The 25,162-nt window shown below is 63.4% G+C and carries 21 protein-coding genes; 9 read left to right on the top strand and 12 right to left on the bottom strand.

Annotated features, from left to right (window positions below):
* Positions 1-140: 140 nt before the first annotated feature.
* Positions 141-1,025, top strand: coding sequence for a hypothetical protein (locus AC1DZ8_RS25780; protein WP_477300859.1), 885 nt, complete (start codon positions 141-143; stop codon positions 1,023-1,025).
* Between the two features lie 67 nt (positions 1,026-1,092).
* On the opposite strand, the gene AC1DZ8_RS25775 is transcribed toward AC1DZ8_RS25780, so the two are convergent.
* Genes AC1DZ8_RS25775 through AC1DZ8_RS25765 form a run of 3 tightly spaced genes read right to left on the bottom strand, consistent with a single transcriptional unit; the run spans position 1,093 to position 5,891 of the window.
* Positions 1,093-2,613 (bottom strand): hypothetical protein, encoded by a 1,521-nt coding sequence (locus tag AC1DZ8_RS25775; protein ID WP_477300861.1) that lies wholly within the window; start codon positions 2,611-2,613, stop codon positions 1,093-1,095.
* On the bottom strand, positions 2,610-3,740 hold the full coding sequence (locus AC1DZ8_RS25770) for a glycoside hydrolase family 5 protein (RefSeq protein ID WP_477300863.1): 1,131 nt from the start codon (positions 3,738-3,740) through the stop codon (positions 2,610-2,612). Before AC1DZ8_RS25770 ends, AC1DZ8_RS25775 begins: the two co-directional genes overlap by 4 nt.
* A gap of 3 nt (positions 3,741-3,743) precedes the next feature.
* Positions 3,744-5,891 (bottom strand): GumC family protein, encoded by a 2,148-nt coding sequence (locus AC1DZ8_RS25765; RefSeq protein ID WP_477300865.1) that lies wholly within the window; start codon positions 5,889-5,891, stop codon positions 3,744-3,746.
* 233 nt (positions 5,892-6,124) lie between these two features.
* Here AC1DZ8_RS25765 and AC1DZ8_RS25760 point away from each other — a divergent pair, with 233 nt between their 5' ends.
* Entirely contained in the window at positions 6,125-7,537 is a 1,413-nt protein-coding gene (locus AC1DZ8_RS25760) for a lipopolysaccharide biosynthesis protein (protein ID WP_477300867.1), read from the top strand.
* On the top strand, positions 7,534-8,628 hold the full coding sequence (locus tag AC1DZ8_RS25755; protein WP_477300868.1) for a glycosyltransferase family 4 protein: 1,095 nt from the start codon (positions 7,534-7,536) through the stop codon (positions 8,626-8,628). Before AC1DZ8_RS25760 ends, AC1DZ8_RS25755 begins: the two co-directional genes overlap by 4 nt.
* Here AC1DZ8_RS25755 and AC1DZ8_RS25750 read toward each other — a convergent pair.
* On the bottom strand, positions 8,614-10,086 hold the full coding sequence (locus AC1DZ8_RS25750; protein ID WP_477300870.1) for a glucosamine inositolphosphorylceramide transferase family protein: 1,473 nt from the start codon (positions 10,084-10,086) through the stop codon (positions 8,614-8,616). The two genes, AC1DZ8_RS25755 and AC1DZ8_RS25750, sit on opposite strands and share 15 nt — an antisense overlap.
* Before the next feature lie 299 nt (positions 10,087-10,385).
* On the opposite strand from AC1DZ8_RS25750, the gene AC1DZ8_RS25745 reads away from it, so the two are divergent.
* Complete coding sequence (locus tag AC1DZ8_RS25745; RefSeq protein ID WP_477300872.1) at positions 10,386-11,534, top strand: GNAT family N-acetyltransferase; 1,149 nt, start codon at positions 10,386-10,388, stop codon at positions 11,532-11,534.
* Positions 11,535-11,660: 126 nt separating this feature from the next.
* Here the strand turns inward: AC1DZ8_RS25745 and AC1DZ8_RS25740 are convergent, their stop codons facing one another.
* Positions 11,661-12,881: an FAD-dependent oxidoreductase gene (locus AC1DZ8_RS25740; protein WP_477280290.1), complete on the bottom strand. Its 1,221-nt coding sequence runs from the start codon at positions 12,879-12,881 to the stop codon at positions 11,661-11,663.
* Positions 12,878-13,651, bottom strand: a complete 774-nt coding sequence (locus AC1DZ8_RS25735; protein ID WP_477300875.1) for a WecB/TagA/CpsF family glycosyltransferase — start codon at positions 13,649-13,651, stop codon at positions 12,878-12,880. The genes AC1DZ8_RS25740 and AC1DZ8_RS25735 overlap by 4 nt, the downstream gene beginning before the upstream one ends.
* A 526-nt stretch (positions 13,652-14,177) precedes the next feature.
* On the opposite strand from AC1DZ8_RS25735, the gene AC1DZ8_RS25730 reads away from it, so the two are divergent.
* The 3 genes from AC1DZ8_RS25730 (at position 14,178) to AC1DZ8_RS25720 (ending at position 16,389) form a co-directional block, all read left to right on the top strand.
* The gene (locus tag AC1DZ8_RS25730) at positions 14,178-14,369 is read left to right on the top strand and encodes a hypothetical protein (protein ID WP_477401833.1); all 192 of its coding nucleotides are present in this window, start codon (positions 14,178-14,180) and stop codon (positions 14,367-14,369) included.
* A gap of 167 nt (positions 14,370-14,536) precedes the next feature.
* Positions 14,537-15,586: a Dyp-type peroxidase gene (locus AC1DZ8_RS25725; protein WP_477300877.1), complete on the top strand. Its 1,050-nt coding sequence runs from the start codon at positions 14,537-14,539 to the stop codon at positions 15,584-15,586.
* Positions 15,583-16,389, top strand: coding sequence for a family 1 encapsulin nanocompartment shell protein (locus AC1DZ8_RS25720; RefSeq protein ID WP_477300879.1), 807 nt, complete (start codon positions 15,583-15,585; stop codon positions 16,387-16,389). The genes AC1DZ8_RS25725 and AC1DZ8_RS25720 overlap by 4 nt, the downstream gene beginning before the upstream one ends.
* Positions 16,390-16,404: 15 nt before the next feature.
* Here AC1DZ8_RS25720 and AC1DZ8_RS25715 read toward each other — a convergent pair whose 3' ends face one another.
* The 4 genes from AC1DZ8_RS25715 to AC1DZ8_RS25700 all read right to left on the bottom strand — a co-directional run bounded on the left by AC1DZ8_RS25715 (position 16,405) and on the right by AC1DZ8_RS25700 (position 20,711).
* On the bottom strand, positions 16,405-17,460 hold the full coding sequence (locus AC1DZ8_RS25715; RefSeq protein ID WP_477300881.1) for an ABC transporter substrate-binding protein: 1,056 nt from the start codon (positions 17,458-17,460) through the stop codon (positions 16,405-16,407).
* Positions 17,461-17,578: 118 nt separating this feature from the next.
* Positions 17,579-18,430 carry an ABC transporter permease gene (locus AC1DZ8_RS25710; RefSeq protein ID WP_477300883.1) on the bottom strand — a complete coding sequence of 284 codons (852 nt, stop codon included), beginning with the start codon at positions 18,428-18,430 and terminating at the stop codon, positions 17,579-17,581.
* Positions 18,427-19,653 carry an ABC transporter permease gene (locus AC1DZ8_RS25705; RefSeq protein WP_477300885.1) on the bottom strand — a complete coding sequence of 409 codons (1,227 nt, stop codon included), beginning with the start codon at positions 19,651-19,653 and terminating at the stop codon, positions 18,427-18,429. The genes AC1DZ8_RS25710 and AC1DZ8_RS25705 overlap by 4 nt, the downstream gene beginning before the upstream one ends.
* The gene (locus tag AC1DZ8_RS25700; protein WP_477300887.1) at positions 19,650-20,711 is read right to left on the bottom strand and encodes an ABC transporter ATP-binding protein; all 1,062 of its coding nucleotides are present in this window, start codon (positions 20,709-20,711) and stop codon (positions 19,650-19,652) included. The genes AC1DZ8_RS25705 and AC1DZ8_RS25700 overlap by 4 nt, the downstream gene beginning before the upstream one ends.
* Before the next feature lie 276 nt (positions 20,712-20,987).
* Between AC1DZ8_RS25700 and AC1DZ8_RS25695 the strand changes: the two genes are divergently transcribed.
* A complete protein-coding gene (locus AC1DZ8_RS25695) occupies positions 20,988-21,995 on the top strand; it encodes an ATP-grasp fold amidoligase family protein (protein ID WP_477300889.1) in 1,008 nt (335 codons plus the stop codon).
* 37 nt (positions 21,996-22,032) lie between these two features.
* On the opposite strand, the gene dgoD is transcribed toward AC1DZ8_RS25695, so the two are convergent.
* Positions 22,033-23,181: a galactonate dehydratase gene (gene dgoD / locus AC1DZ8_RS25690; RefSeq protein WP_477300891.1), complete on the bottom strand. Its 1,149-nt coding sequence runs from the start codon at positions 23,179-23,181 to the stop codon at positions 22,033-22,035.
* Between the two features lie 7 nt (positions 23,182-23,188).
* A complete protein-coding gene (locus tag AC1DZ8_RS25685) occupies positions 23,189-23,878 on the bottom strand; it encodes a FadR/GntR family transcriptional regulator (RefSeq protein ID WP_477301467.1) in 690 nt (229 codons plus the stop codon).
* 255 nt (positions 23,879-24,133) lie between these two features.
* On the opposite strand from AC1DZ8_RS25685, the gene AC1DZ8_RS25680 reads away from it, so the two are divergent.
* On the top strand, positions 24,134-25,123 hold the full coding sequence (locus tag AC1DZ8_RS25680; RefSeq protein ID WP_477300893.1) for an arabinose ABC transporter substrate-binding protein: 990 nt from the start codon (positions 24,134-24,136) through the stop codon (positions 25,121-25,123).
* The last annotated feature ends 39 nt before the right edge of the window (positions 25,124-25,162 follow it).

Genomic DNA, 25,162 nt, shown 5'->3' with positions numbered 1-25,162 from the left:
CATCGACATCGAGACAGACCATCATCGGGTGCCATGGTCGGGGTATTTCCCGGCGACAGAGCAGATTGTTAATCGTCCTGCGTTATTGGGAGCGTGGGGGTGAATGGATCTGGTAATCTGATCGTGTTCACGGGTCGACTATGGCAGTACTTGGTACCCATCCTCCCGATCTCGGCTGCCGGCCAATTCACCAGGGTGATTGGGACGGCGTAGCCGATTGTCTGCGCCGGGGCTTTCCAGAACGCAGCCGCAATTACTGGATGCGGGCGCTCACCCGTTTGTCGCAGCGGCCCATCGTCGCCGATTTTCCACAATACGGTTTTGCCTTGGAGCATGCCGGCAAGATCGTTGGCGTCGTGCTGACGCTCTACGCCCGCTTCCCTGGCCGGGAAGGCGACGAAGTCCGCTGCAACATTTCCAGCTGGACGGTGGACGAAGGGTACCGCCCCCAGGCCATGAAGCTGATTTGGGCGATCCTCAGGCGGAGGGACGTGACCTTCACGAACATTTCGCCGGCGCCGGCGACATTGAAGGCCAACAAGGCACTCGGCTTTCAGCTTTTTTCCAAGGGACAGTTTGCCTTCCTGCCCGCCTTGAGTTCGATGGAGGGGGCGTGTCGGGTGCTTGAGGTTCGCCCCGATCTTGCCGAATTGGCGATGCTCTCCGACGGCGAAAGATACATCGTCCTGGAACACGCCGCGCTGGGCTGCATCTCTCTGGTCTGCATTTGCGACGGGGTGGCGTCTCCGCTGGTGTTGATGCCGCGCCGAATACTGCATGGTCTCATCCCCTGCGCCCAGATCGTCTATTGCCGCTCCCTGGCGGATCTGAGCCGATGTGCCGGCGCCCTGGGGCGCTTTGTCTTGCGAAGGGGAATCCTGCTTTGCCTCGTCGATGCCAGGGAGCCCATCCCTGGCCTGTTCGGCCGCTACTTCGCCAACCGGGGGATAAAATACTTCAAGGGTCCGAATCCGCCGGCGCCGGGCGACCTGACCTTCACCGAACTTGTGGTGTTCGGTCCGTAATTGCGATCTCTTTTCCTGACGCAATTCCCAAGGGAAAGCGCTACGCGCTTTTCCCGGGACAACCGTTTCACACTTTTCCTGAAATTGCTCTTTGCATCGCCAGTTCGCGCCAGCGCGTGCCCAGCGACACACCGACAAGCAACAGGCAGAAGCCGAGCGCAAGCGGCGAGTAGAAGGCTTCTTCCTGCAGCACGGCATTGGCCGAGATGGTGACGATGACGACGAAACCGAACAGGAAATCCGGGTCGCGGGTTTCGATCAGCTGACGTCGCGCCGCCATGGCGAGCGCCGCCAGGAAGCCGAAGAAGACAAAGCTGCCTATACCCATCTGATAGAGCATGACGCCGACGGCGCTTTCGACGGGGACCGAGGCGACACCTTCCGCCTGGGCGTTGGCCCAGCTGAGATTGACGCTGGTGCTCGACAAATTGCCGCCAAAGCCCAGTCCCTGTCCAAGCGGGTTGGCCAGGAAGTCGCGCAGGCCGGCCGTCAAGCCAAGCACGTGATAGTCCCCATGCGTCGCGCCATAGCCGATTGCCGCGGTCGTCCAGGCTAAAGCCAGGACTATGACGGCGGTAAGCGTAAAACCGGCACGGGAGGGGCTGTAGATCAGACGCATGGCGAGCGCGATGAGCAGCAGGAACGTCGCGCCCTTAGAGCCGATGACGAGCAGCAGCGGCAAGGCCGCAATGGGAAGCAGCCAGCGTCCTTTGAAGAGCAGCCAGGCCGATATGATGCTGAGAGCATAGGCATAGCTGATCGGATGAAAATTCGGGCCGCCGACACGAAAGACGCTGGGCAGGATGTCGTTGAAGAACGGCGTGTTGAAGAAGGTCGTGGTCATCACGTCCTCAAGCCCACGGAAAACGAAGCCGGTTTCCGTCAGCGCCTTCTCCCAGACGCCGGTCTCGATCTGCCGCGATATGCTGCGTTCGATGTAAAGGTCGCCATGGAAGAGGCTGAGGAAATTCATCGTGAAGATCAATTCCAGATATCCGTAGACGACCGCGCCGGCACCGAGCCACAACATGCTCTTGCGCAGGTCGACCGGATAGAGGCTGGCGGCGAGCACGGCGATGTGGAAGCAGGCAAGCGGCGTGATGGTGTTGCGGAAATAGACGACCGCGTCCTTGGGCTGGCCGTGCACGATCCCCAGGGCGAGATAGAAGGTGATGGTTCCACAGAGCACGAGGCTAAGCAGCAGCCAGAAGCGCAATTCGATCAGGGCGCGCACGCGCTGCTGGAATGACGCGGCAAGGAAAATGCCGAAGGCGCTCATCAGGATGACGAAATTGGTACCGCGCAGCGAATCGAACGTGTCGTTGTCTGGGATGTAAGGGGTGTACCAGGTAACGACGAGGTTCTGGTAAAGGAAGGCGCAGATGATCAGGACGGGAACGCCCGCGGGCAGGGCGTTCGACACGATCAGCGTCAGGAGGAAGGTCGCCGCAATGCCGAACGGGGTCCAGACGGCAAAGGCCGAAACCGTCAAGACAACAACGATCAGCGACACGCAGACATGCAGCAGCGCCTCGGTGCTATCGGGCGCGCGCAGCCCGACTCGCGGATATGCGCTGGTGACGCTCATTGCCCGGCCGCCTCGTCGCCCAGCAGGGCAACCATCATCGAGGCATCGAACCCTTCCGTGCTCAGCCTGCTCTTGATGAAGCCAAAACCCTGGTCGAGCTCCCAATAGGTCCAGCCGATATGATTGGCTTCGGCGGCCTCGCGCACGGCACGGACCCAGGCCGCGCGGCTTTGTGCATCGACGCAGAAATTGAGCACGCCGAACTCGTTCAGCATCACGGGACAGTCATGCGCCGCCGACCAGCGTCCGGCCTCGGCAAAGCTCGCGGCGATCGCGGCCTCTGTCCATGGGTTCGAGAGTTCGTTCTCGAGCAGGGAGGCGGCTTCTTCGTCGCCGGCAGTGCGCAATTTTGCGATCAGGTCGCGGACCGCAGAGGTCTCCCTTGTCGCGGGAAACGGCAGGTTGGCCATGCGCGCCAGCGGCGACGTATCCCAGTTCTCGCATTGATGGGTGAACGCCATCGGCGCATAGAAATGGATGGCGGCGATCTGGTTGTCGTCGGCCAGAGGCGGCGCATCCGCAATCTCCCATATGCCCTGGAAGCGTGCCGGGCCCCAGACCAGCGTGTGGCGCGGACATGTTGCGCGCAGCGTCTCGGCGAGCCTGTCGCGCAGCGCCAGCCAGACGGCAGGCTCCATCGGCGGCTCGTTCAAGAGTTCCGGATAGACCGAGGCCGCCGGCAGATCGGCGATGACGGGACGCAAGGCGGTCCACGCCTGGACCACCTGCTCGCTTGCGGCTGCCGGATCGCGCTCGAACGCGGCGTGAAGGTCGACGGACGGGTGCATGTCGACGAGAACGGCAAAGCCCAGCCCGGCAAGATCGGCGACGCCGTCATGGATAGCGCGGAGCCCGGCCGTGTCGCCGGCCGAGATAAGATCGCTGTTCACCGGCAAGCGGATGGTTTCGAACCCCGACTGGCGCAGCTTTTCCAGCGTCGCGCTTGCCGGAGCAGTCCCTGCCTCGCGATCGAACCATCCCGAAAGATTGAAGCCGCGCGATGGGACGCTGCGCACGGTTGTCGCCGCACGGGCCGGAAAGGGGAGGGTGGCAAGCACAGCCCCGCCAGCCAGCGCGAGCGCCTGCCGCCGTGACATCACCGGCAGCGATGTCAGCTCCGCCGGCACGGATCAGCTCCTCGCGGCCAAACCGCGGCGCCGATCGGCGGCGCCGGAAGGCTGCACGGGCGTGCGTGCGGCCGGCTGTGCGGTCTGCGGTGCGATGACCAGCGTGGCGCTGCGTCCGACCTGGGCGGCGCCCAGCCGTTGCGCCAGCAGGGCGGCAGCGTCGGCAGCCTGCTCCGACGGGTTCAGCGCCAGCAGCGTCAGATCGGCCTGCGTGAAAAACTCCGGGGACCAGGCCTTTTCGCTGAAGGCCGGGGCGCTGATGAGGATGAAGTCGAAGGCGTTTGCGGCCTCGGTCAGGACGTCGCCCAGGGTCCGGCCATTTTTTTGCCCCTGCGGGCTGCAGATGGCGGTTCTGAGCCCACTGGCGCTGTCGACGAATATACCGGGGCCGTGGCCCGCCGAAGCGGATGGCTGGCCTTCGATCTCGACGACCAGCACGTTCTGCTCGACGCGCTGCAGGCTGATTCCGATCAGTGCGCCGGCAAGCCTTGCCTCAAGGCTGCTGCGCATCGAGGACACGGCCAGCACAAAGGGTTTGGGATGGTCGTGCAGGCGCAGGATGATCTGCCGCATCAGCTTCAGCACGTCGCGCGAAAGCGCCTCGTCGCCGTCCTGGAAAAGCGAAGCCCTGATCGCCTTGATGCCCGAAAGCGCCGTACCGCCGGCCGGCACGCGGTATTCGCCCAGACTGGGCGGAACCGGCTTCGGAGCCGGCTGGGCAACGGGACGCGATGCGTCCTGCCTGGGCTGGACCGCCGGCACCATTTCTTCCTTGGGCGCCTGCGGTTCGTCTTCCGGCCGGCGAACCGGGCCGAACGCCAGAGCGAGACCGCATCCGGCGAGGAGGCCAAGAACCGCGCCCACCGGCAGCAGCAGCGCGGGCTTTGGCCAGGTCGGCTGGATCGGCGGCGAAGCCTTGGCGATGGTGCGCGCCTCGGAGGTCTGGACGCCCTCCATCTGCGAGGTTTCCTTGGCCCGCTTCAGATAGTCGTCGAGGACGCCACGGGCGGCCTGGGCCTTGGAGTCCAACTGCCGCAGCTGCACCTGGGCAAGGCTCGAGTCCGAAGACTGCTGGCGCAAGGCTTCGAGCTTGGCCTGCAACTTGCCGACATTTTGCGCGGCAAGATCGTAGCTGGCCTTCAACTGCTGCCTGATGCGGTCGGCCTCGACGCCCATGAGCCGGTTCATCCGTTCGATCTCGGACCGCAGCCGCGCGATCGCCGGATGGCGCGGCCCATACATGGTTTCGAGATTGGCGAGTTCGGCGGCGCGCTGGTTATAGTCGTCGCGCAATTTGATGGCCGAGTTGGAGGACAGGATTTCCGCCAGCCTGGCGAGACCGGCAGGCGAGCTGCCCGCGGCAAGCGCCTGATTGTAGCGGTCCCTTGCCTGATCGGCATCGCCCTGGGCGGTGATCAGCTGCGTCGTCAGCTGGTCGAGCTGGAATTGCAACGTGCCGCCATCGGTCGGGTCGACGATCCTGTGCGTCGTCTTGAAATCCTCGACCGCGCGCTCGGCGTCGCTGACGTCCTTCTGCAGGCCCTTGATCCTGTCGTTGAGGAGGGAGTTCACATCGCTGTTGGCGCCTTCGCGTTCCCCGGCAAGGCCGGTCCGGTAGCGCTCGACGATGGCGTTGGCGATCTTCGCGGCCGTCTCTGGCGATTTCGAGGTGAAGCTGACATTGATGACATAGGTGAGCCCTTCGCGCTCCACCGATACCGCTTTTTGAAAGCGCTTGAAGGTCGCGTCGCGCGTGGCCTTCTTGTCCGATCCGAATATGGAAAACAGCCGCGATACCAGGCCACGGCCCGAGAATTCGGGGTCGCTCTCCACCTTTTGACCGTTGAACACGTCTCCCAGCAGATCCTGCGATTCAATGACGAAGACCTGGCTGGCAATGGCGGCGCTGTCGGAGCCGATGCCGGGCAGAACATTGTTGAAATTGGTGGAACGCGAGTCGCGCGGGTCGATGAGGATCGAGGCTGTCGCCGTGTAGCTCGGGCTGGTCACGGCGAGATAGAGCACGGTCAGCAGCAGCACGGCGCCGGTGATGACCAAAATCATCAGGCGGCGGCCCCAAAGGATCGCCGACAACGCCGCGATATCAAACAACGGCGGAAGCGTGCGATCGTCGATGCTGGCTGGACTCATGATTTTTCCTCTGCAGAGTCACGTCACTCTACACCTCGCACTATTCCCCATTATCGTTAGCCTTTCGTTAAGGTTACCAAAGCGTTTCGCCTTTGTATGCAGGGGCGCCAGTAACCATTCGTCGCGTTCGGGCTGGCGCTTGCGTGAGTTTTTGTTCTATTCAGGGACAGGTTTCAGGGTCGGTTCGGCTGCCGCGGGGGCCAGGCCATTGCCGATCGTCACAGGAGCCGATCTTGGATGACAACATAAGCGACAACAAAGCCGCAATGGCTGGGAGCGGCAATCCGGCAGCCGACATGCGCATGTCCATCCCCGCGCTCGCCAGGAGTGGGGCGGTCGCGGGTGTGATAAAGCTCGCCAGTGCCGGCCTGTCGTTCCTGATGTTCGTGGCCGTGGCGATGGTGATGGACGAGCGGCAGTTCGGCCTCTACAGCGCCACCTATGCCGGCGCCAGCCTGGTTTCTTTCTTTGCCTCGGTCGGCCAGCAGAGCACAGTGCTCAGGTTCTGGCCGCAATATGCCGGCCTCGGCGACCTCAACTCGGCACATGGCATGATGGCGCGCGCCATCGTGGTGGCGCTGATGGGGCTTGTCGCCTCCAGCCTGCTCATCCTGGTGGCGGGTTTTTTGCCGTTCGCCAGCAGCGCGACGCCGGAGTGGTTTTCGCTGTGCCTGGCTGCCGCGGTGCTGTCGCTCTCGCTCGGCTGGTCGGAATTCACCTCCGGCGCCTTCCGCGCGAAGAATGCACTCATTTACGGCCTGCTGCCGCGCGACATCATTTGGCGGGCAGCGACCATTGCCGCCATGCTCGGCTGCCGCTTCCTGCATGTCGAGATGGGTGCGGTCGCAGCGACCTTTCTGACCGCCGGGCTGCTCATCCTTTCGGTTGTGCCGCAGACGGTGCTTCTGCTGCGCGACACCTCGCGCGCCGAGCGTGGCCCGCTTACGGAAGAGCAAAAAAGCGAATTCAAGACGGTAACGCTCGGCCTGTGGGGCGTCACCTCGCTGCCGCCGGCGCTCGGCCAGGTCAGCACCTTGCTGGTGGCCATGATCCTGGGGCCGGTGCCGGCCGGCGCCATCTTCGTCGCCGACCGCACCACGCGGTTCGTGGCGCTGGCGCTCAACGGCATCAACCAGGCGCTGGCGCCGCAGATTTCGAGCGCCTTCTACAGCGGCGACAGGGCGCATGTGCAGCGCATCACCAGCCTTGCGGCACTTGGCAGCTTTGCCATTGCGCTCTGCGTGCTGGCGGCGTTCTGGCTTTTCGGCGGCTTCATCCTGTCCATTTTCAATTCGGCCTATGACACGCCGACCATGCGCACGACGCTCGTCATCTTCGGCATCGGCGCGACCTTCGCCACCGCTTGCGGCCCGATCGAGATACTGCTGCAACTGACCGGCCTGCAGCATGCACTGTTCAAGGTGCTGATCATCGTCAACGTGCTGGGGCTCGCCGCGACGGCCGCGACGACCTACTATTTCGGGCCGGTCGGCGCGGCGGTCACTATCGCCGGAACGGTGATTGCCTGGACTGCCCTCGCAGTCTCGATCGCACGGCGTCGAATAGGCATAAACCCGTCCATCTTCGGCCTCGCGATGAGCAAGGCGGCAGCCGTTTCCCACCCTGTGCTTAGAGACCGTACGTGAAGATCGTGCAGGTCCAGACGCAGGCAGAGGCGGCCGGCGCGCAACGCGTTTCCGACATGGTGGGTGAAGGACTGCGGGCGCGCGGCCATGATGTCCGCACCGTCTTCATGTACCGGAAGACCGACGCCTTCGACCACGACACCAGCGCCGATTTCATCCTCACCGAACCGCCAAAAGGGTTGCCGGGACAGATCCGGGCGACCATCGGGCTGGTGAGTTACCTGCGCAAGGCGCGGCCGGATGCCGTCATCACCTATCAGCACTATGGCAACATCTTCGGCACGATTGGCGCGCGACTGGCCGGGGTCAGGCACATCGTCGCCAACCAGAGCGGCGCACCGCACACCAAGGGCACCATGGGCCTGCTCTCCCAGATCGACAAGCTGATGGGCGTGGCCGGCCTTTACCGGGCAAACATCGTCAACTCTGCCTGGACCGAGGCGCAGTTCGATCGCTATCCGCAAGCCTACCGGCGGCGTCTCCATCGCATCGATCACGGTGTTCCCGCACCGCGTGAGCAATTCGACAAGGCGGCGGCGCGTGCCCGCTTCGGCTTGCCAGGCAATGCATGGCTTGCCGTCTCGTCCGGACGGCTGACACGGACGAAGAACCAGATCGCGTTGGTCGGGGCACTTGAACGGTTGTCCGACATCCATCTAGCGCTTGCCGGCGTCGGACCGGAACTGGAGACGCTTGTAGCCTTCGCCAAGGAACGGGGCGTGGCGGACCGGCTGCATCTGGTCGGCGAAGTTCCGCCGGCACAGATTTTCGAATTCCTGGCCGCAGGCGATGTCTATGCGTTCCCGTCGACGAGCGAGACCTTCGGTCTTGCCTGTGTCGAAGCGGCGATTTCCGGGCTGCCGGTGGTGGCGAGCAATCTTGCGGTGATGCGCGAGGTGCTGACCGCGCAAGACGGCGAACCGGCTGCGATCTTTGTCGAGGCCGACGCCGCCGGCATGGCCACGGGGCTTGCCGAGATGATCGCCAGGCCGGAGTTGATGGCCAGGCTTTCGGCGGCCGGGCGGCGGCTCAAGGACAAGTACTCGCCGACCCAGATGTGTGCCGGCTATGAGGCGCTACTGCTTTCCTGAACGCTTCCGCACTGCCGCGATCCCGTCGATCACCTCCAGCCTGCCGGCGCGGTTGAGCGTGTGGATCTTCGGGTATGGCCAGTCGCCGTCGGCGACGATCGGCCGGGGTGCTGAAAGCCGCACTGCCTGCCGGTCGAGCTGCAATAGCTCGGACAGGCCGAGGCCGCCGCCATAGCCGAGCGTTCCGTCCTGAACGGGAAGGACGGCGCGTCCGTCCGGGCCGCGAAAGAAAGCGCCGCCCGGACGCGCCATGCGGTGGTCGATCAGGATCGGGTTGCCGGCATGCGGTGTCCAGGGACCGGTGAGGGCGGAGGCCGAAAACACCACCAATGTGTCGGAGGTGCTGCCGTAGCGGTCGCGGTCGGTGGCGAACAGCCAGAGCAGCCCGTCATGCTCGAGCAGCGTTGCATCGGAAATCTCGCCCTCGACCAGAACGTTCTCGGCGGTCCAGCGGTCCGGAAAGCCGGAGGCGCGATAGAGCGTGAGCTTGCCGCTGGCGCTGGCTTCAGGAAGCATCCAGATTGCCCCGTCGCGCTCGAACACTTGCGGATAGGAGAGGTGGTGCGGTTCCTCCAGCACCACCCGTGGCGCCTCGGGAACGCCGTTCGCATCAAACGCAACGACGGAGATGACAGCCTTGCCGGTGGCGTGGGGATAGTCCTCGACGAACACGAACGACCGGCCCTGCCACTCGAACGGGAACGGATCGGCGTAGAAATGGTCGCCGGGGTCGGGCAGGACCGACCAGCAGCTGCCGAGCCTGCCGGTTTCCGCGACGCCGGGGGCATCGGCAAAGCGGTAGCCGACCCGCCAATGCGCGTGGCGATAGCGGACGCGCCGGATGATCTCCCGGCCAAGCCGCGGCAGCGCCGAGCCGACATAGGCAGGCAGGAATTGCCTTACCGGAGCGCTACGAGCTTCAGACGACGGTTCGTTCTGCAAGGTCCGGCCGTCGGCAAAAACCTTGGCGAGTGAGACGATCAGCGTGATGGCGCGTGCGAGGACATCTTCCGTGCCGAGCGCCACCGATTCCCGCTTGTCCACCATCGGCCGTGCCCGACCGACCACGTTTCCGTCGAGGATGGCCTCGATCACAGGCAACTTTCCGGCAGCGATCACTGTCGCCACTGCGAGATCGGACCGAGATCCATCGAACAGCAGGCCAATGGTTGGAACATCGGATCGCGGCGCATTGCCGGCAAGGTCCAGCCTGAGCGCTGCGGGCCGGCCGGCCGGCTGGACGGGAATCTCGTTCAGCGCGGCGGCCAGATTGGAACGGCGGCGCCGAAACAGGCGCTGTTCGAAAGCAAAAGCGGCTCTGGCCGACCCTGGCCAGCCCGGCATTCCCGGCTGCTGCAGCACGGCGACATCATGGCCGTCCAACCGCAGCCGCTCGATGACAATCTTCTGCCACAGGCGCGGCCTAGATTGCGGAACAATGACATCGATCGCCAGCATGCCTTACCAGTTCGCGATTGTATCGGGACCCGGCCTGGGCATTTGAAAAGCAATGACCGGTACAAACAAATGACTGACCGAAAAAACTTACCTTGCGGTTACTTGGACATCTGGCCATCCCCTTTAGGGGAAGATCTTGACCAACCCTGCCGGTCAGTCGCCGAATGCTGGATTGACGATAGATATGCAATCAGCACCTGAGGACCCGTATATACCAAGTTCCTAACATTCCATGCGGTTGACCTTGACGTGGAACGCAAGACAGCGTCGATAGACCATGCCCAGCCGGTTCGGACCATATGTTTGAAGTCACAGTCGAGGATTCGTTCGATTTTCGTTCGAAGGAATATGCCGAGCTTTTCGCCAGCTCGGCTGCGACCGCTTTTCAGCACCCCATTTGGCTCGCTTTGCTGTACGAGAAAATCGTCGGACATGGTGCGGCCACGCCGCTGATCATCGTCGTGCGCACAGGCGGAAGACTGGCGATGGTCCTGCCACTGGTCAGGCGTCGCTACACGCTCTTGAAAGTCGTGGAATTCGCCGACATGCGTGTTTCCGACTACATATCGCCGGTCGCCGACGAGGAGACGTTTTCGCGCATCGTGGCAGACGGCCGCACCGTGGCCGCCATCCGAAAACATGTGAAGCCCTATGATCTGCTGCGCATCGGCAAGCTGGCCGACCGCTCGCTGGCGATCGAGCGCCTGTTTGGCATCGACAAGCGCGAAAGCATGGGCATGAGCGCCTATTCGAGCACGCTTGAACCGACATTCGCGGCGTGGCGCGAACACCAGCTCGACAATTCCTACCGCAAGGAACTCGACAAGAAGGCGCGGCAGCTCGGCCGGATGGGCCAGGCGCGTTTTGAATGTTCGGATAGTGTCGACGCCATCCGGACGACATTCGATGCGCTCAAATTGTACCGCGGCAAGCGTTTCGACGGCAGCGACGGCCCGGCCGACCTGCTGCAGTCGCCGTCCTATTTCGACTTCTACATGGCTGTGGCGGCGGAGGGATGTGGCGGCTTTGCCCGCACCTACACATTCTGGATGGACGATCGCGCGATTGCCGGCGCGCTCGGCCTCGCCCATCGCGGCTCGCTGCTGGTCATTCTCGGCGGCTTCGACGAGGCCGGTTACAGGAAGCAGTCGATCGGCAGCCTGATGTTCGAACAGATCGCCCGCGACTGCATCGAGCGTGGCGACCATTCGCTCGATTTCACCATTGGTGACGAACCCTACAAGATTACCTTCGGTGGCCGGCCATCGCCGATGTGGCAGATTTTCAGCGCCGGCAGCCCGCTCGGCTATGCCGCGCACATGACCGTCGAGAAACTGCCGGCGGCCAAGGCCCTGGCGCGGCGGCTGGTCGGATCGCACGGCAAGAAGCGCAAGCCTGACCGTACCGTGGTGCCGCAGGCGCCCAGCGACGAAGCGGCTGGATCCTGAACGTCCGTTTCACGGAAACGTTGACTGCCCTATCTCTTTGTTTTTACGCAATCCCAAGGGAAAGCGCTACGCGTTTCCCCGAAAGACCGCGTCACACTTTTCCTGGAATTGCTTGGATGCCTGCGATCAGCTCGCGGCTTCGATCCCGGGCTTTCTGAAACCGCGCAGCCTGGCCGCGAAAGCGGGGCTGAAATTGCTGATCTGCTGCAACACGCGACGACGGCTGAAGTGAAGCTGCCGGCGCGCGCGCCAGCGCAGATCGGTGTCGATGGTCAGGCTGCGGCGAAAATCAGCCATGTGCAGACCGTGCTCATCCATCGCCCGCTTTGCCGGATCGTCGTAGAACGTTGCGATCTTGGCAGCCGCCATCCCCGGCGAAGCCATCCAGTTCGGCACATGCATGCACAGCCGCTCGACATCGGTGAGCAGCCGGCTGACGCCGGTTCCGGCGGCCGGACAGGATGTCTGATAGGCATCGCCGATCAAAACGACGCCGTTGCGCACGCAGTTCTGCGCCACGGTGATGTCAGTGAGCCAGCTGTCGACCCGATTGATGACTTCGAAATCGCCGAACGCGTTGACCAGCCCCGGCAGCGTGTCGATGAGCGTCTCGCGGGGACGTTCGCGCAGCGCTTTCACCCAGGGATCACGGTGATCGCGGAAGACGAACAGATTGGCGCGCGTAACGTCAGCGGCGGGAAACAGGTTAAGGTAATCGATGCCGTCGGAGACCCCGCCGTAATAGGTGAGGGCCGGGTGCTTGAAGGCGCTTGCTCCCACCGGGCGCAGATTGAAGCCGAAGGTCAGCGACTGCTTCTGATGGACGAAATGGCGCTCGATGCCAACGTCGCGCTTCAGAATGTCGCCCATGCCCGTGGCGAGCACGAGCAGCCGCGCCGTTACGTCGTGGTGGTCGAGGATCGACACGCGCTGGCGGTCCGCTCCCGTCTCCAATGCGTTCACGCGGCCGGCTATGAAGCGAACGTTTTCGGGCAGTTCGGCGCGCATGGCGGCAACGAGGTCATCGTAGAAAATGCCGTAGTGGCGCGCATGCGTACGATCGAGGAAGCGTCCCCTGCGGATGTTGACGATCTCGTCAAAAGCCACGGCAGCCGTCGAAAGCCTGTCCAGAAGGCCAAGCCGGCGCATTTTTTCAATCTGGTCTCCAGCGACTTTTTCGACGCGGAACTCCCTGGGAAAAACCGAATGGCGATCGATCAGGATGACGCTGTAGCCGGCCCGCGCGAGCACATTCGCCGCAATGGTGCCGGACAGTCCGGCGCCGACGATGGCGATCTCGGCATCTGTCCCTTCAGGCAGCGGACTGTGGCTGTGCTCGGCCGTCATTTGGAGTACCTCAACAGGGCGTACACGGCCCGGGGACTGGTGGTGAAATAGCGCCAGAAAAGCCTGCGCGGCTCCATCATCACACGCCAGAGCCACTCGAAACCAGCCTTCTGCACCCATAGCGGGGCGCGCCGGACCTTGCCGGCGATATGGTCGAAAAGCCCGCCCGACGTCTTGATCAAGCCGACATTGTGGAGCCGCGATGCATAGTCGCGGATAAAGATCTGCTCGCGCGGCACGCCGAGGCCCAGCCACAATATGTCCGGCGCAAGCGCGTTGATCTCGTCGAGTTTCCTTTCAAGCGCCAGGCCGGCAAGAAAGCCGTGACAATTGCCGGCGATGCGCAGGCGAGGGTATTTGGCGCTGATGCGGGCGACAGCCTTGTTGTTCTCCGCCTCCGTCGAACCCAGCAGGTAGAACGTCGTGCCTTCCTGTTCGGCGAGCGTGGCCACATCATGGAACAGGTCCGTGGTGGCGACCCGCTCCGGCAGGTGCACGCTGCACAGCAGGCGCGAGGCAAAAACCAGCGGCTGGCCATCGGCAAAGATCTGGTCGGCCTGGCGAAACAGCCGGGCGACTTCCGCGTTCTGCCCCACCTGGGCGATGACATCGCCATTGGCGGAGGTGAAATAATAGGGGCGGGTGTTGGGCAGATGCCCGCGCGCCGCTGCGATCATCAGCCGGGCGGCATCTTGCCGGTCGATCACGGTGATCGGCAGGCCGCCGAGCACCACCATCGGCAAGGCGGGAAGTGGCGCGCCGGTTGTCACGCCCGCAGGTCCGGTCTCGCCAAGCGAACGGGGATGGGAAACCTCATTTGCTGCGGACGCGTCGGGGCGCCGCGAATCCGCTTCGCGGATCGCGCCTTTGCCCCTTCGAGACTTTTTCGAAACGTCGCCCATCGTGGAGATAACCCATTTCGAAGTATTCTAAGTAAAATGAGGGGAAAGTTAAGCGATACGTTAATAGGTAGTTAATGCGTAAATTTTTCACAAAAATCTATAAATAAATCAATGCGTTGCATCGCCGCAGCGAAGCGTTGCCAATCGCGGAGAACGACCGTTTCAGGTCCCGCTTGCCTTTTGACCCTGAAGCGCAAAAAAACCAATTGGATCAATGCCCTCTGTGCATTTTTTCAGCCGACAGAGTTCGATGGCGGTGTGGCCGCAGTTTGGCGTTGCGAACGCCCAGGCGGCCACCGGGCGACATGGACATGTCGACGCGGTCCGCGACAAGAAAAGGTCGATGGAAACGGATTTCAGCCATGGTCCATGGCTAGCGATAGCTTTTGAATGAATGTCAAAAGCATCAACCGATGTGATGCTTGTAAGCAACCGCAATCAGTTGAATATGTATTTCTGGTTGCATTTACTTGCAGAACCTGTTGCCATCGCATGGGTCGATAATTCGCCGCCGCTGCTCGCCTCAACCCGCTTCGCTCTGTCGGACCTGCCCGGGATCGGTAGCCCAAGGGCAGGCGCATCGTGAGGCAGTCGAGCAAAAATCCTTCCGACCCCTATCCCTTGGTGGATGCCCATTGCGGCGGGAATGCCTTATCGTCGAGCGCGGGCGCAAGCGCCAAATCCTGTGAACCAACCTGAGTAAGATGCTGCTTGATTCAGGCACCGCGTCAGGGGATACCGAACGGATCAAGCATGGAGTCCAGTTTGCCAGCCGTTGTTTCGCAACCGGTCGTCGCCCTCTTGACGCGGGCCGCGATCTTTCTTGTCGTCACGCTTAAGCCCGGCCCCGAACACGACGCGACCGCACGCGGCCTGTGTGCCGATCTATCCGCACTCAAGCGAGCGGTCGGCTTTCGCGACCTCGAGGGCGGGTTGTCCTGTGTCATGGCAATTGGCTCCGACGCATGGGACCGGTTGTTTGCAACGCCAAAGCCCAGGGATCTGCACCCGTTCCGCGAGATCCGCGGCCAGCATCACGCCGTTTCGACGCCGGGCGACTTGCTGTTTCATATCCGTGCGGCGCGAATGGACCTCTGCTTCGAACTGGCGACGCAGATCATGGCGCGGCTTGGCAGCGCCGTCGCCACGACGGACGAGGTGCAAGGCTTCAATTATTTCGACAGCCGCGATCTGATCGGTTTCGTCGACGGCACCGAGAACCCGGTTGATCAGGGCGCGATCGATGCCACCATCATCGGCGAGGAGGATCCCGGCTTTGCCGGTGGCAGCTATGTCATCGTGCAGAAATATTTGCACGATCTGGCGCGCTGGAACGAGGTGCCGGTCGCCGAGCAAGAAAAGATCATCGGCCGAACCAAACTTTCCGACATCGAACTCGACGATGCGGTGAAGCCGACATCGGCGCACAATGCGCTGACCTCGATCACCGAGGATGGCGAGGAGCTCGAAATCCTGCGCGACAACATGCCGTTCGGCGATGCAGGCAAGGGCGAGTTCGGCACCTATTTCATCGGCTATGCCCGCTCGCCGCGCCGCATCGAGCAGATGCTGGAGAACATGTTCATCGGCCGGCCGCCCGGCAATTACGACCGGCTGCTCGATTTCAGCCGTGCGGTGACCGGCTCGCTTTTTTTCGTGCCGTCGGCGACCTTTCTCGAGGACGTCACTGCGGATGCAGCGGTCGCCGCGCCGCCGGCGAACCAAGCCGAGGCAGCGGATCAACCGCGTTCGCGCGACGGTTCACTCGGTATCGGATCTCTCAAGGATGTGAGGCAGACATGAACACTCTTTATCGCGAACTCGCTCCCATTTCCGACGGCGCGTGGGAGCAGATCGAGGACGAGGCATCGCGCACCCTCAAGCGCCATCTGGCGGCGCGCCGCGTCGTCGATGTCGTCGGCCCGAAGGGTTTTGATCTGTCTTCTTTCGGCACCGGCCATACCAAACCGATCGCTGCGCCCGGCGAAGGGGTGCAATCGGTGCAGCGCGAGGTCAAGGCGCTGGTCGAACTGCGGGTTCCGTTCGAACTGACACGCCAGGCCATCGATGACGTTGAGCGGGGCGCCACGGATTCAGACTGGTCCGCGGTGAAGGAAGCGGCCCGCAAGATCGCTTTTGCCGAGGATCGCTCGGTATTCGACGGTTACGCCGCCGCCGGCATCCAGGGCATTCGTGAAGGCACCAGCAATCCGGTGGTGGCGCTGCCGGCCAATGTGATGGGTTATCCCGAAGCGATCGCCCAGGCGGTCAGCCAGTTGCGGCTCGCCGGCGTCAACGGTCCCTATGCGCTGGTGCTGGGTGCTGCGGCCTATACCGCCGTCAGCGGCGGCAGCGATGAGGGTTACCCGGTCTTCCACCATATCGAGCGCATGGTCGACGGCGGCATCATCTGGGCACCGGCCATCGAAGGCGGGTTCGTGCTGTCGACGCGCGGCGGCGATTTTGAGCTCGATATCGGCCAGGACCTGTCGATCGGCTACCTCTCGCACTCCAGCACGAGCGTCGAGCTCTATCTGCAGGAGACGTTCGCCTTCCGGCTGCTGACGTCAGAGGCCTGCGTCACGCTCGCGCCGTCGCGAAAGTGACGCCGTCGGCGCCGTCTACTCCGAGGTTCCCGACCAGGTGTTGAAGCGCTCGTTCAGTTCTTCCAGATGGTCGAGCCAGAAGGCGCGCGCCTCTTCGCTGCCGATATGCAGGCCGGTTTTTAGATTGTCGCCGGCCGGCAGCAGCGCGATGCGCTCGGGCTTGATGAACTTCTCGGCGCCGTTGATCGTCGTGCCATAGGCGAAGATGTTGGTGAAGTCGGCCTGCCGCCTGGCGTCGGACGCGTATTTGATGAATTCGTGGGCGAGTTCGATATAGGGCGACTTGGCGGGGATGGCCCAGGCGTCGACATCGTACTGCGTGTTCTGCCACACGATGCCGAAATGCTTGCCACCGTCCAGGGCAGCGGAAACCCGGCCGTTATAGGCGAGCGCCATGGCGACATCGCCTGAAGCCAGCCATTCTGTCGGCTGGGCGCCGGCCTTCCACCATTGGATCTGCGGCTTGATCGTATCGAGCTTGGCGAAGGCGCGATCGATGCCTTGCGGCGTCGACAGCACCTTGTAGACGTCTGCGGGTGCAACGCCATCGGCCATCAGGGCGAATTCGAGATTGATCTTCGGCCCCCGGCGCATGGCGCGCTTGCCCGGCCATTTCTGAAGATTGAAGAAATCCTGAACCGTCGTCGGGCCGTCCTTCACGCTGTCCTTGTTGTAGGCAAGCACGATCGACCAGGCTGTGGTGCCGACGCCGCATTCCGAAACCGCGTATGGCACGAAATCCTTCTTGTCGCCGATCTTCGACCAGTCGAGTGGCGCGAAGACGCCTTCCTCGCAGCCGCGGACCAGCTCGGCGGTCTCGACCTGGACAACATCCCACGGTGCGACACCGGTATCCTGCATGGCCTTGAACGGCGCCCAGCCGCCCTCGTAGACATCGTCGAGAACCTTGATGCCTTTCTCCTGGGCGAAAGGCGTGAAGTAGATGTTGCGCTTGGCGTCCTGCACCGCACCGCCCCACGCCGTCACCGTGAAATCGCGCGCTTGTGCCAGGCCTTGCTGCGCGACGCTGAGCGCGGCTGCCAGCAGCGCGCCCTTGATGAAACCCTTCATGCCCAACCCCCCTCTGTGTGTGGCCCCTCAAGGACCGCTTGCCATCGCTTTGGTAGCCCAAGTCGTTCGAAACTGCCTGACGATTTTTGGGGTGAAGCCACCAAAAATTGCATGCAGATCATGGAAGCACACCTTCCACCTTGCCGAGGCTGCGCAAGGCGTGGCGGCGCAGGGCCTCGAACACTCCAAGGAAAATCAGCGTGCACGCAATCAGCAGCGTGGCGACGGCCACGATCGACGGCTCGAGTTGGTCGCGCAGGCCGGCGAAGAGCTGACGCGGCAGCGTGAATTGCGCCGGCGAAGCTACGAACAGCGCGACCACGACCTCGTCGAAGGAGGTGATGAACGCAAAGGCCGCGCCCGACAGCACTCCCGGCGCGATGATCGGCAGTGTGATCATGCGGAAGGTGGTGAGCGGTGTGGCGCCACAGCTTTGCGAAGCACGCAGCAACTGGCGGTCGAAGGTCTGCAATGTCGCCATGACGGTGAGCACCACGAAAGGCGCGCCAAGCATGGCGTGCGCAAGGATCAGGCCGGTGAACGTTCCCGAGAACCCGATGCGGGCATAGAGGAAATAGACCCCGAGCGCGATGATGATGGGGGGAACGATCAGCGGCGACAGGAAGATCGCGATCACGATGCCGCGCCCGGGAAACTTCGCCAGCGTCAGCCCGCAGGCGGCCATGGTGCCGAGCACGGTGGCGAGCATGGTCGAAGCGCCGGCCACGATCAGACTGTTCTCCAGCGCCGTGAGCCATGGAGTGGGCTGCAACACTTGTTCATACCAGCGAAGCGACAGTCCCGGCAGCGGATAGCTGAGGAAGGTGCCGGAGCTGAATGAGATCGGGATGATGGCGAGGATCGGCAGAATCAGGAAGGCGCAGGCCAGCGCCACGACAACCCGCAACGCAATTGCGCCGAGACGCTGCTGCCAGGTGACGAAACCGTGTGAGGCGGAAAAGGTCCTCATGTCAGGAAGCCGCGCGCGCCAAACAGCCTGGCAAACACCAGGTAGCTGATCAGCGTCGAGACCAGCAGCAAGGTCGCGGCGGCACTCGCCATGCCCCAATTGCCGATCTCCAGCGCGAACTCGGTCACCAGCGAGCTCAGCATCTGGTCGCTGGGGCCGCCGACCAGCGCTGGCGTGGTGTAGTAGCCGAGCGACAGGATGAAGACGAGCAGGGCGCCGGCGCTCAAGCCCGGCAACGACTGCGGCAGGTAGACGCTGAGGAAAGCCGACAGCGGCGTGGCGCCGAGCGAACTGGCGGCGCGCATGTGCAGCGCCGGGATGGTTCGCATGACGCTGTAGAGCGGCAGCACCAGAAACGGCAGCAGCACATGCACCATGACGACATAGACGCCGAAGCGGTCGAAGATGAGCGGCAAGGGCTGATCGACAAGACCAAGCCGCAGCAGCAGGCTGTTGACGATGCCGTTCTTCTGCAGGACGACGATCCACGCGGCCGTTCGCACCAGCACGGAGACCAGGAACGGCAGCAACACCGCGGCAAGCACCAGGGTTCTGGCAAGCGGCCGGCAGTGTGCCGCGTAGAAGGCGAGGGGATAGCCGATCGCGATGCACAGCAGCGTGACCACGATGCTCATCCAGAAGGTGCGCGCGAGATAGCCGATATAGACCGCGCCGTCGGGCGGCACGCGCACGATGCCGCCGTCCCACTCGCGCTCGAGGTCGAGCACCTGCAGGAGGTAGCGCGGCGTCAGCGGCCCGGCGGCCGAGCGCATGGCGCGCCAGGTGGCAATGTCGTCCCAGCGCGGATCGATGGCCGCGAAAGCTGTCCGGAAAGGCGGCGTCAGCGTTTCTGCCTTGCGCGCGGTCTGCATGACCAGGCTGCGCATGCCTGGGATTTCCTGGTTGAGCCGTGTTGCGATGCCTGCCACGGTCTTTTGCGCGTAGCCCTGCGCCAGATCGGCGGCAAGGGCGGCATAGGCGGGTTCAGACGGCACAGCTTCACCGGTCCAGCTGGCCAGCGCCGCGGTCGTTCGCGGCAGTGCCGCGCGCATTTCGGTGCTCGAAACCGAAAACAGCAGCGTCGAGGCGATCGGCAGCACAAAGATCGCCAGCAGGAAGGCAAGCAGCGGGCTCACCAGCGCGAAGGCGCGCAACTGACGTCCCCGCTCGGCGCGGCGCAGGCCCGCGCGCAGATCGATCATCGGCGCGGCAGCGACAGTCATTGCGCCTGTCTCTCATCCAGCACGCGGGCCTTGTCGGCGTCCCAGCTCAACGCGACGCTTGCGCCGGCTGCAAAGCGCTGCGATCCGGCTGTTCGTGCCATGAAATCGGAGCGGCCATCGACCTCGATTTCATAGCGAAGATGATCGCCATGATAGATCGTCGAGCGCACGGTCGCCGGTATGGCGCCAGCTTCGCCAGGCAGGCCGAGACGCGTGTGCTCTGGCCGTACAGCGACGTTGACGCGCATGCCGGACTTGGCGTCAATCGCGTTGACGGCTTGCATGATGACGCCGCAGTCGAGCGCGACGCGGCAGACGCCGTCGTCGTCGCGCACTGTGCCCGGAAAATTGTTCATCTCGCCAATGAAGTTGGCGACGAAGGAGGAATTGGGCGTCTCGTAAATCTGTTCGGGCGTTCCGATCTGCAGGATCGCGCCCTTGTCGAGCACCACGATCCTGTCTGACAGCGTCAGCGCCTCCGACTGGTCGTGCGTGACATAGAGAACCGTCACGCCGAGCGCCGCATGGAGATGCTTGATCTCGATCTGCATCTGCTCGCGCAACTGCTTGTCGAGCGCTCCGAGCGGCTCGTCCATCAGAACGATGTCAGGCTTGAACACGAGCGCGCGGGCCAGCGCCACGCGCTGCTGCTGGCCACCGGAAAGCTGCGCCGGCAGCCGCTCGCCAAAGCCGTCGAGATGGATCATGGCGAGCGCCTCGTCGACCCGCCGCGCGATCTCGGCCTTGGCGACGCCGCGCTGCAGCAGCGGGTAGGCGATATTTCGGCGCACGTTCATATGCGGAAACAGCGCGTAGCTCTGAAAGACGATCCCCATGTTGCGCCGGTGGGCCGGCATGCGGTCGAGAGGTCGGCCATCGAGCCGCAACTCGCCGCCGGTTGGGCTTTCAAACCCGGCCAGCATCATCAGCAGCGTCGTCTTGCCGGAGCCGGAGGGGCCAAGCAGCGTCAGGAATTCGCCGCGGCCAATGGTGAGATCGAGGTTTTCAACGACGTTGGCCACGCCATCATAGGTCTTGTCGATGTTGCGGAATTCCACGAGAGGGGTGGCCTCCGCTGAGGGCCGCCCGGTGCTCAAGTTGCCAGCCGCGCCAGCTTGTGGCCGCTGAAGGGCTGAGAGCTGCTCGTTCATGTCCCCACCGAAGTCGTCTTGCCGCCGTTCCCGTTAAGCCGGTCCGCGGCGAAATAGCAAGGTTTCGTGCGCTTGCCGGGCGCGCGACGTTGGTGTTTAGCTGGGAAAGGGCAGGGGGTGCAGGTGTGTGGTGAATCGATCCGATCAGCCGCGGCGGAGTTCTCATCGGCGCGGGCGCCAGAGATGAAGACGAATGCCGAACTTTCGCTCGGCCAACGCTTCGTTCTGGCGGCGGCGCGGGTGTTGATCACGATCCGGCACCCGGTTCTCGTCATCCGGTTTTTCCGGCGGCTGGGCTACTGGCCCAATCCCGCCGCGCCGGAACGCTACAATGAACGCATGCTGTGGCGGAAGGTGATCGACCACAATCCGCTGTTCATCACCCTGTCGGACAAGCTCGCCGTCAAGGATTATGTTGGCCGCGTCTGCCCGGATTTGCCGATACCCAGGACCTTGTGGCGCGGCCCCGACCCTGACGACATTCCGTCCTCGCTGTTGGCTGGCGATGTGGTGGTCAAAGCCAATCATGGCTGCGACATGAACATCTTCGTGTCCGGAGGCGAGCCTGATCGCGCGACGATCGTGCGCAAGATGAAGCGCTGGCTGGGCAAGCAGCATGGCCGGCGCTTTGGCGAGTGGGCCTATTGGTCAATCGTACCGGAAGCGTTTCTCGAGGAGGCGCTGCCCCTCAGTGGCGGCAGGATCGCAACCGAGATCAAAGTGCAAGTGTGCAGCGGCGTCGTCTGCCATGTCAGGGCCGAGGACAAGAAAGCCCTGATGTCGCGGCTGTTCGATCCCCAGGGCAATCCGTTGCCGGGGCGGGATATCGACTATCCGCGCGAGGATCAGGCGCTGCCGGTGACGCCACGTCTCGTCGAGTTCATCCGGCAGGCGGCCGAAATCGGGCCGCGCATCGCCGGCGATCTCGACTATGTCCGCGTCGATCTGCTGGTCACCGACGACTGCCTGTTCGCCGGCGAGGTCACGGTCTATTCAGCGGCCGGCTATGCCACCTGGAGCAATCCGGCGATCATGGCCGATGTCGAGCAGCGGTGGCGGCTCGATCAGTCGGATTACCTGCGCAGGGGCCACAGCGGGTTTGCAAGGCTTTATGCCAACGCGCTGTTGGCGAAGTACGGCGATCGGACACCGCTCGTCGAGAAAGTGCCTCTGCAAACTCTGCCGGGCTGAGGCGCGTCAACGTTCGAACGTTGCAGGCGACAGCACCTCACCACTCGGCGAAGGAGCCGTCCTTGTGGCGCCAGACCGGGTTGCGCCAGCGGTGGCCTTCCTTGGCGCGTTCCTTGACGTAGTCCTCGTCGATTTCGACGCCGAGGCCGGGGCCGTCGGGGATGGCGACGTAGCCATCCTCGTAGCGGAAGACATCCTTGTTGGCGGCGTAGTCGAGCAGATCGTTGGCGGCGTTGTAGTGGATGCCGAGGCTCTGCTCCTGGATGAAGCAGTTGTAGCTGACGGCATCGAGCTGCAGGCAGGCGGCGAGCGCGATCGGACCAAGCGGGCAGTGGGGCGCGACCGCAATGTCATAGGCCTCGGCCATCGCCGCGATCTTGCGGCATTCGGTGATGCCACCGGCATGCGACAGGTCGGGCTGGATGATGTCGACGGCGCCTTGCTCGAACACCGACTTGAAATCCCAGCGGCTGTAGAGCCGCTCGCCGAGCGCGATCGGCGTCGATCCAAGGGCGGCGATCTCCTTCAGCGCGTCGCGGTTTTCGCTGAGCACCGGCTCCTCGATGAACATCAGCCGGTAAGGTTCCAACTCCTTGACCAGCATGCGCGCCATCGGCCGGTGCACGCGGCCGTGGAAATCGACGGCGATGCCGATGTTGGGGCCGACGGCTTCGCGCACCATGGCGACGCGCTCGACGGCCGCATCGATCTTGTCGTGGCTGTCGACGATCTGCAGTTCCTCGGTGCCGTTCATCTTCAGGGCCTGGAAGCCGCGCGCCACCACTTCCCTGGCGCCATCAGCGACTTCCGCCGGCCGGTCGCCACCGATCCAGGAATAGACCTTGATGGTGTCGCGCAGCTTGCCGCCGAGCAGCTCATGCACGGGAACGCCGAGCGCCTTGCCCTTGATGTCCCACAGCGCCTGGTCGATGCCGGCAATGGCGCTCATCAGGATCGGCCCGCCGCGGTAGAAGCCGCCGCGATGCATCACCGTCCAATGGTCCTCGATCAGGCGGGGGTCCTTGCCGATGAGATAATCGCCGAGCTCCTTGACCGCCGCCTCGACGGTCAGCGCCCGGCCTTCGACGACAGGTTCGCCCCAGCCGGTGACGCCGGCATCGGTCTCGATCTTCAGGAACAGCCAGCGCGGCGGGACGATGTAGGTGGTGAGCGCGGTGATTTTCATGCTGGTCTCAGTTGTTCTTGAGTTTCTTGGCGCTGACGAGATCGCGCGCCGCAAGGTCGAGAATCCGGCCTGCCGCGGCCCGCGCCGCCTCGGCATCGCGCATGCGCAGCGCCTCGACCACCTCGCGGTGCGCTGCGACCGCTTCCATGCGCCGGTCGAGCGAGATGGTTGCCGTGGCTTCCAGTGAGAACTTCAGCCCGGTGTCGATCAGATTGCCGATCTGCCGAAAGATCGGGTTGTGGCTCGCGGCATAGACGATCTGGTGGAAGACGATGTCGGAGCGCGAGAAGGCGGCGAGATCCTCGCCTGCATTGGCCATGCCGCGCCATGCGGCTTCGAGGTCTGCGATCTCTTGCAGCGTCGCGCGCGTTGCGGCGAGTTCGGCGACCAGCGGTTCAATGGCGCGGCGGGTTTCCAGGATGGCGTCGAACAGCTTGTCGTCCAGCGCATGCGGCGCGTGCCAGGCCAGCACCTGCGGGTCGATGATGTTCCAGTTGTCCTGTTCGCATACAACCGTGCCGATGCGCGGACGCGACAACACCAGCCCCTTGGCGGCCAATACCTTCAGCGCCTCGCGGATGACGGTGCGGCTGACGCCATATTCGACGCCGAGTTCGTTTTCAGTCGGCAGGGATGAGCCGGCAGGATAGCGTCCGGAAAAGATGTCGGAGGCGATGGCCTTGATCACATCAGGCATGACGCGCGGGCGGCGGGTGGGCGTGTCGCCTGATGCCTTCTTCGAAGTCTCGGTCACCTCAGCCCTCCTCCAAGGCGGCGAAACGCTGATCTCGCACAACCGGTCCGGCCTTACCGGATGCGGATGATTTGCGCCAGCGATCCCTGGTCAGAGCATGTAGCTTAATTATCATACCAGATCAATTGACGAGTATGATAAAAAGAATTAGAGACTCTGCATCCGGGCTGAGCGCCCGGCCATCGCTGGGAGGTAATCATGCGACTTCTGAAGACCGCGCTCGTCGCGGGCGCGCTTGCCGTGCTGTCCGTCACGACCATCGCTGCATATGCTCAGGACACCAAGATCGGTTTCATCGTCAAACAGCCGGAAGAGCCCTGGTTCCAGGACGAATGGAAGTTCGCCGACCAGGCCGCCAAGGAGAAGGGTTTTACCCTCGTCAAGATCGGCGCCGAGGACGGTGAGAAGCTGATGTCGGCCATCGACAATCTCGGCGCGCAGGGTGCGCAAGGCTTCATCGTCTGTACGCCTGACGTGAAGCTCGGCCCCGGCATCGTCGCCAAGGCGGCCGCCAACAATCTCAAGCTGATGACCGTCGACGACCGTCTAGTCGGTGCCGACGGCAAGGCGCTGGAAGACGTGCCGCATATGGGCATTTCGGCGACCAAGATCGGCGAGGCCGTCGGCCAGGCGATCGTCGACGAAATGAAGGCGCGCGGCTGGAAGGCCGACGAGGTCGGCGCCATCCGCGTCTCCTATGATCAGCTGCCCACCGCGGTCGACCGTGTCGAAGGCGCCATCTCGGTGCTCAAGGCCAACGGCTTCAAGGCCGAAAGCATCTTTGACGCGCCGCAGGCCAAGACCGACACCGAGGCCGCGCTGAATGCGGCGACGGTGGTGCTCAACGCCCATGCCGACATCAAGAAGTGGGTCGCCTTCGGCCTCAATGACGAAGCCGTGCTGGGTGCGGTGCGTGCGTCCGAAAGCGTCGGCATTTCGGCCGATAACGTGATCGGCGTCGGTATTGGCGGCGCGGATTCGGCGATCAACGAGTTCATGAAGCCGACCGCCACCGGCTTTGTCGGCACGGTGATCATCTCGCCGAAGCGTCACGGCTACGAGACGGCGCTCAACATGTATGATTGGGTCGCCAACAACAAGGAACCCGAGAAGCTGATCCTGACCGCCGGTGCGCTGGCCAAGCGCGACGACTACCAGACGGTCCGCAAGGGTCTCGGCATCGAATAATCCTCCCTGTACAAAACGGGCGGCGGCTTGATGTCGCCG

Source organism: Mesorhizobium sp. P2_F7 (assembly GCF_056403695.1).
This window is presented reverse-complemented; position numbering and strand designations above follow the sequence as displayed.

Excerpts from the sequence above, each read along its gene's own strand:
- AC1DZ8_RS25705 (WP_477300885.1), bottom strand. The coding sequence starts at position 19,653 with ATGACTGTCGCTGCCGCGCCGATGATCGATCTGCGCGCGGGCCTGCGC.
- AC1DZ8_RS25685 (WP_477301467.1), bottom strand. The coding sequence starts at position 23,878 with ATGCCTGATGTGATCAAGGCCATCGCCTCCGACATCTTTTCCGGACGC.
- AC1DZ8_RS25780 (WP_477300859.1), top strand. The coding sequence starts at position 141 with ATGGCAGTACTTGGTACCCATCCTCCCGATCTCGGCTGCCGGCCAATT.
- AC1DZ8_RS25720 (WP_477300879.1), top strand. The coding sequence starts at position 15,583 with ATGAACACTCTTTATCGCGAACTCGCTCCCATTTCCGACGGCGCGTGG.
- AC1DZ8_RS25730 (WP_477401833.1), top strand. The coding sequence starts at position 14,178 with ATGTCAAAAGCATCAACCGATGTGATGCTTGTAAGCAACCGCAATCAG.
- AC1DZ8_RS25695 (WP_477300889.1), top strand. The coding sequence starts at position 20,988 with ATGAAGACGAATGCCGAACTTTCGCTCGGCCAACGCTTCGTTCTGGCG.
- AC1DZ8_RS25765 (WP_477300865.1), bottom strand. The coding sequence starts at position 5,891 with ATGAGTCCAGCCAGCATCGACGATCGCACGCTTCCGCCGTTGTTTGAT.
- AC1DZ8_RS25710 (WP_477300883.1), bottom strand. The coding sequence starts at position 18,430 with ATGAGGACCTTTTCCGCCTCACACGGTTTCGTCACCTGGCAGCAGCGT.
- AC1DZ8_RS25740 (WP_477280290.1), bottom strand. The coding sequence starts at position 12,881 with ATGACGGCCGAGCACAGCCACAGTCCGCTGCCTGAAGGGACAGATGCC.
- AC1DZ8_RS25745 (WP_477300872.1), top strand. The coding sequence starts at position 10,386 with ATGTTTGAAGTCACAGTCGAGGATTCGTTCGATTTTCGTTCGAAGGAA.
- AC1DZ8_RS25775 (WP_477300861.1), bottom strand. The coding sequence starts at position 2,613 with ATGAGCGTCACCAGCGCATATCCGCGAGTCGGGCTGCGCGCGCCCGAT.
- dgoD (WP_477300891.1), bottom strand. The coding sequence starts at position 23,181 with ATGAAAATCACCGCGCTCACCACCTACATCGTCCCGCCGCGCTGGCTG.
- AC1DZ8_RS25680 (WP_477300893.1), top strand. The coding sequence starts at position 24,134 with ATGCGACTTCTGAAGACCGCGCTCGTCGCGGGCGCGCTTGCCGTGCTG.
- AC1DZ8_RS25715 (WP_477300881.1), bottom strand. The coding sequence starts at position 17,460 with ATGAAGGGTTTCATCAAGGGCGCGCTGCTGGCAGCCGCGCTCAGCGTC.
- AC1DZ8_RS25750 (WP_477300870.1), bottom strand. The coding sequence starts at position 10,086 with ATGCTGGCGATCGATGTCATTGTTCCGCAATCTAGGCCGCGCCTGTGG.
- AC1DZ8_RS25725 (WP_477300877.1), top strand. The coding sequence starts at position 14,537 with ATGGAGTCCAGTTTGCCAGCCGTTGTTTCGCAACCGGTCGTCGCCCTC.